The sequence below is a fragment of the Varibaculum sp. genome, assembly GCF_008661855.1.
Classification (GTDB): Bacteria; Actinomycetota; Actinomycetes; order Actinomycetales; family Actinomycetaceae; genus Varibaculum; species Varibaculum timonense_A.
On record NZ_RPZY01000030.1, the window covers coordinates 1 to 6,339 of the forward strand.

2 protein-coding genes are annotated in these 6,339 nt (G+C 48.4%); both read left to right on the forward strand.

The genetic code is table 11. The features are described 5' to 3' along the window. The first annotated feature begins 730 nt into the window (after positions 1-730). Entirely contained in the window at positions 731-907 is a 177-nt protein-coding gene (locus QZT94_RS03825) for a hypothetical protein (protein ID WP_296773180.1), read from the forward strand. 50 nt (positions 908-957) lie between these two features. After that, positions 958-6,339, forward strand: a 5,382-nt coding sequence (locus QZT94_RS03830) for a leucine-rich repeat protein (protein ID WP_296773181.1), incomplete at its 3' end; no start/stop codon positions are given.

The window sequence follows — 6,339 nt, forward strand, 5'->3', positions numbered from 1 at the left end:
ACCGACTGTCCCTCCTTTAACCGATACCCCGTCGGGCGTGAGCGCTAGCGTCTGATATTCGCAGGTGTGGCCGGGATTGGGAGGGTGGAACTGTCTGGGGAGGATGGAATGGTCGGCTGGCTTGGGATTTGGAGGGCGGAGCTGTTTCGGGAGGGTGGAGTGGTTGGGTGGTTGATTAAAAGTGCTGGTGGGGTTTGGCAGAATCACCCTCCGGGGACAGAATGACCCTCCCGGTGCGAAATTACCGTCCCTGTTTGGTGCAGACGGCTGGGTCATGCCGGATGGATGGCTTGGGGGGAAAGGGAAAAACGAAGCTGGGGTCGGGATTGGGAAGGAAGACCTGCTGAGGGAAGGGGAGAATAAAGGCGGAGAAAGGAAAAATCAAACCGGGGGGAGAGATAAGGATGAAGGCGGGGTGAGATAAAGGAAGGGTGAATACGGGGTCGGGATAGGGAGAAAGTCCTAAAACAGGAGTTAGAATATTTTAATCTAAAATTTAGAGCGTAAGTCCTCCTGAGGCTACTAACAAGAGTTTTAGCTGTACTTTACGATTTTTCGGGGGGGGGTGCGTAAAATGCCGAATTTTGGGGGTACCCGCTAGCTGTCCAACGATTGACACCCTTCTATTAGAGTCAGATAATAGATGTTAGTCTGTTGATTTCTGAGAGCTAGCTGATTTTTTCCTGCTGATTCTCGGTATTAGCTTCGATATTACGTGAACGAGGTAAGCGTGGATATAGATAAACTTTTCGACCTGGCGAGTCGCACAACAACCAGCGCTAAAACCCTTTCACGTTCAGATTTAAGTCGGCGCACCGTGGCGTTGCTGTCGGTGGTGGGATTAGCTTTATCCTCTTTGTTGGCGGTTGTGCCTTTGTCGGCTCCGGCGGTGGAACAGGGGGGGTAAAGTCTGTTGCCGCTTCTGCTTCGGGTGCTTCGAGTAATGGCAAGAGCGTGGTGGGCAGCGCTAATAAAGGTGACAGTCAGACTTCCGGGCGGCTTGATTTTCGGGAGGCGGGTTCTGTTGCTGGTGCTGGGCGGGCTAATGGGCCGTTGCGTGCGGGGGCTAGTCCTAGTGATGACCGTTTTACTTTTAATGGGACGGAGCTTACTGGTCTGACTGATAAGGGTAAGGCCGCGCTGGAAGCTAATAAGGAACTGACTGTCCCGGCGGGTACTACTAAGATTGCGGAGGGCGTGTTTTCGGGGCTGGAACTGACGAAGGTTACGTTGCCGGATTCGGTGACCGAGGTTGCTGATCGCGCGTTTTACGATAATCAGATTACGGGGCTTGCGGCGCCGGGGTTGAAGATTATTGGTGAGGGCGCGTTCAGCGATAACGCCCTGAAATCGGTAAAGATTAAAGATGCGCCGGTAACCGTTATTGCGGCGAATGCTTTCCGTGATAATCAGTTGGAAACGGTGGAACTGCCAGATACTGTAACCGAGATTGGCGCCAGTGCGTTCGCTAATAACCAGCTCCAGGCAGTTACGCTTGCGTCTAGGCTGGTGAAAGTAGGGCAGGAGGCTTTTAGTGGTAACCAGATTGAGAAGGTAAAGATTCCATCTACTGTCACCGATTTTGGTCCGGAAGTGTTTGCGAATAATAAGCGTTGGGTGGTGCTGGAAAAGGCTGACGGGCAACAATCGCTCCCGGATGCGGTAAAGTCCGAAAAATACAAATCTGGGTTTGGTCAGGTGGCCGCGGGGGATGCGGTCTCGATCACCATTAACTACATTGATGCGGCTACTAATAAACCTTTACGTAGCCCCCAGGTGCTGCAAAGTGAGTTCACTGAGCCGGATGGGGTTTATTTTGCGGGTCAGAAGAATACGGTTAAGGCTCCGGTTCTTTCGGGTTTTGCGGCTGTTAAGGAGGCCGAGGAGATTACCCCAACGGTGGGTGGGGATAATACGGTTACGTTTGTTTATAAGCGTACTGATTTTTCGCCGACTATTACGGGTGAGGTTAATAAGCATTTAGCTAATGGTGCTGACGGCTCTACTGCGGCTTTATTGAAGGGCGTGAGTGCTAAGGACGTTGAAGGACACAATATAACTAACCTATTGAAGGTGTCTCCGGAAAGCGTGGATACTTCGGTGGAGGGCACGACCCAGGTTTTCTATACGGTTACTGATGCTAAGGGGCGTTCTAAGACTGTTAAGGGTACTATCGCGGTTGGCCCGGACTGGCCAGAACAAATCATCTGCCCCGGCTGGCAAGTAAAAGACTTCACCTATTACACCTCGATTGATTCGAGAGGAAAGCAGCGAAACTTGATTTCCGGTTTTAGCGTCAGCGGGAAAACAAAACATGAAGCCGGTAAGACTAAAAATAGTACAGGTTGGTGTTGGCCGACAGTCGGGGACAAAGGTCAGGCAATCACCGGTATTGGTGGCTCTGCTTTCCAACGGACACCTTTAGCTTCTTTGCCGGATTCTTGGGGAAATATAGAATCTATTGGTAGCGAGGCTTTTCGCGATTCCAAATTCACCGCGGTGCCGGATTCTTGGGGTAAAATCAAAATGATTGAAACAGAGGCATTTCGTGGTAGTCAGCTAACTGCTCTGCCTAAATCTTGGGGAAATGTCTCATATCTTGGAACCAGATCGTTTATGGACAGTAAGATTACGGCGTTGGAAGCGCCCTGGGGCAAGATTACTGAACTTCCTGAGGGGGTGTTTCTAAGCAATAAAATAGCTTCCCTGCCAGATTCCTGGGGAAATATAAACAGAATAGGTAGAAATACCTTTTATGATAATAAGATATCGAGTATTCCAGAATCTTGGGGAAATGTTAGTTTTATAGACCCCTATGCATTTCAAAAAAACAACCTTACGTCGTTACCCGATAACTGGGGTAAAATTGATATCACAAAAGCTAAAGCGAACTGTGATAAGAAGGGATGCTTATTAACCGGTGCTTTTTCAAATAATCAGATTAGTGAATTAAAGTTTTCCTGGGATGGATGGGAAGAAATACCTGATAGTATCTTTTCTGGTAACCGGTTGACATCTCTTCCTGATAGCTGGGGAACCGTTAAAGAAATCGGTCAGCGTGCCTTTCTAAGTAATCAAATCAATTCTCTGCCAGATTCTTGGGGGGAAATAACTAAAATCGGGTACTCTGCCTTTAGTAACAATAAATTAACCAGCTTACCGTCGTCATGGGGAGAGGTATCGAAGCTTGATTATGCGGCTTTTGAGCGCAACCTGCTGACTTCTCTGCCGGACTCTTGGGGAAAGATTACTAAAATTCCTGGAGCCGCATTTGCTCTTAATCGTTTGACTTCTTTACCTGCTTCTTGGGGTGAGGTTACCGAGATAGGAGACAAGTCATTCGGGTATTACGACGAGTACGGTGAGAAATCTAATAATAAGATAACGAAACTTCCTGATTCTTGGGGGAAAATAACTAAGATTGGGTATCAAGCTTTCTCCGGTAATGCGCTTACCTTGCTACCTGATTCTTGGGGTGAAGTTAGCTCTTTAGGTAAAGGCGTATTTGAGAGAAATCAGTTAACCAAGCTAAGCGCACCCTGGGGAAAGATAACCACCATCCCCGATAATGCTTTTATTAGAAATGATCTGATTGCTATTCCAGCTTCCTGGGATAATGTTAAGTCTATTGGTAATAGTGCATTTGCCTCTAATGACATTGCAGCCTTGCCTGACTCCTGGGGTAAAGTCAATAGTTTAGGGAACAACTGTTTTTATTATAATGAGGTCACTGAACTACCGGAATCTTGGGGGGAAATAACTAGTATCCCAGAAAATGCTTTTTCTTATAATTTTAAATTGGTATCTGCTGGTTCTGATTGGGGAAAAGTAACCACTATCGGTAAAGATGCCTTTAGTAACGACACCGCTCTGGTCTCTATTCCTAAGAACTGGGGAAACGTTCAACAGATATTAGATCTTGCTTTCAGTTATTGTAAATCCTTAAAAGAGATACCGAAATCTTGGGGTAAAGTTACGAAGATTGGGGGAAACTTCATCGCTGGTACGGCGATAGTTTCTTTACCAGAATATCTGGATAATCTCACTAAGACCAGGAAGGCGTTCTTTGACTCGCAAATATCTTCCCCGGTTTTTACGGTTCCCGATGACAAGCTAGAAGCTACCATCAAGATGATTAAAGCCAATAAAAGCGAGTACGGTGAAGGTATTACAACTGAAACCTACATGGGGCTACACGGTCAGACGCTCCCAATTTATTTGCGGCCCGAGTCGGGGAAGAACCCTAATCATGTGGCATCTGTGCCTGGCAAGATTGTTATTTTGGTCGATACCAAGGTGACTGCGAAATATGTGGACGAGAATGGTAAAGAGCTAAAGCCATCAACCGAGCAGGTATTGAACACTCTCGATGGGGGAGATGAATATATTTTCTCGCCTTCGGTGATTGACGGTTACAGCGTGCCGGAGGTGCAAAAGATTGCTCTTGATGGGGAAGATAAAGAACTAACTTTCGTTTATAAACCGGTTCCAGAATCCTTGAAGAACACTACCTATGGTTTGTTAGAGTTAAGCGGTAAGCTCACTAATGAGCCGGCAGATGAAAAAGGGAACTTCCCCAGTTCCGATATTCTCAAAGACCAGATAGGTAAAAAGCTGCGTACCGATATCACCTATGGTGGGGACGCGCCCGGCGCTGAGCTAGCTAACGGGGTTATTCGGGTAACCTATGATCCGTCCCGGGTTGAATATGTAGAATCCGGAATTAAAGATGCCTACGGTTTTACTTCTGCTACCGTGGTCGCCCCCGGCGTCCTCGAAATAAAATTAAAAGAAAATTACGGTGCGAATCGCAGAACCTCCATCCCGATTCACTGGCGGTTAAAAGAGCGGGTTACGCCCTCTGATGGGAGCTACCCCATTACCGCTACCTTGATAGAAACCGCTGATGATGGAACCCGTTACGTGGTTAAACCCAACCCGGCATCCCAGCCCGGGCCGGTGAACCTGCAAGGTTACTATTTGATGCCCACCTTTATCAAAGATGCTGTAGGGTGCAGCCTGGGGGTGTGCCGCGACTATGATGAAGACGAAAATGGGCACGTAGCCGAAACCGGTAAAAACGCGGTCACCTTTACGTTCGGGGTTAAAAAAGACCTGTTCCGCAACTTGAAAGGTTATACCATCACCGATGTTTTACCCGAGTACACCAAAGCAGACGGAACCACTGCTCGTGCCCAGTTCGTGGCGGAAGAAAACCCTGGCTGGACGCTTGGGGGCGACGGGGTGACCCTGACCTATACGGATAAAGACCGAATAATTCACAGCGAATACGCCGGTTTAGGCACGCTAAAGCTCCACTTCCCGGGGGCGAAAAAACAAGAAAGAATCAACAACAGTGCCGACTTCACCCTTAACCCCGAAGAACAAGGGGCTAAAGAACCCGTAATTACCGGGTCGGCAAGAACCAGGATTAGTTTCTATAAACCAATCGAAACCTTCCCCACCGGGACCGCCCTCGACAAAAAAGCAGACGGGCCGCACTATGTGGACGCGGAACCCACCCTGTTCGACACCGACAGTGACCGGAAAAAAGAAATCAACTGGAGTGTTTACACCGATAACACCACCCAGACTGCCGGAGTTGTGAACGTAGAAGACTACAACCTAGATAAACGGTTGCGCTATAGCGCGGTGACCCCCGATTCGTTCTTTATTGGCGGGAAACTAGAAATCTTGACCTCGAAAGATGGGGTAGACAAACATTTATATTCCATAGATATTACTGACGGTAAACGCATCGAACTGCCCGAAGAATTAACTAAATACCCTGATATTTGGTTGCGGTGGGTCAGCAAAACCCAGGCGCAGCCTGGAAAACGTACCATCAGTAAAGTACACACGCGTTTTAGGGACAGCGCTAAAAAGCTGTGCGAACAAACAAAGTGTGAAGCCCCCCTAGCTAACTCGGTACGCTCTGGTGAAAAAAAGAAAGAAGCATTCATCAACATTCGTCCCGAGGGTAAAACCATAAAAGCTCTCAAACGGAACACTTTTGAAAAACTCACCCTCACCGGTAAGACCGGTACCTATACCGTGGGTGCAGAAATAGAAACCGACTATGGTGTACCCCTGACTTCCTTTGAGCTGGTAGACGTGTTGCCCAATGGGCTAGAAGTACAAGGCGTGACCATGACCGGGACATTCGCGGCTCTACCGGGGGCGCGTTACGAGATCGTGTCCAACTGGAATAATACGGGGCGGCAAGCGGTTCGTTTCCTGGCCGACCAGGTAGCCACTCCAGGGGATGTTTACAGTGTCGGGCAGCTAGAGACCACGATTTCGCCGCGAGTACCCGACGGGGACATGGTTAATGAAGCG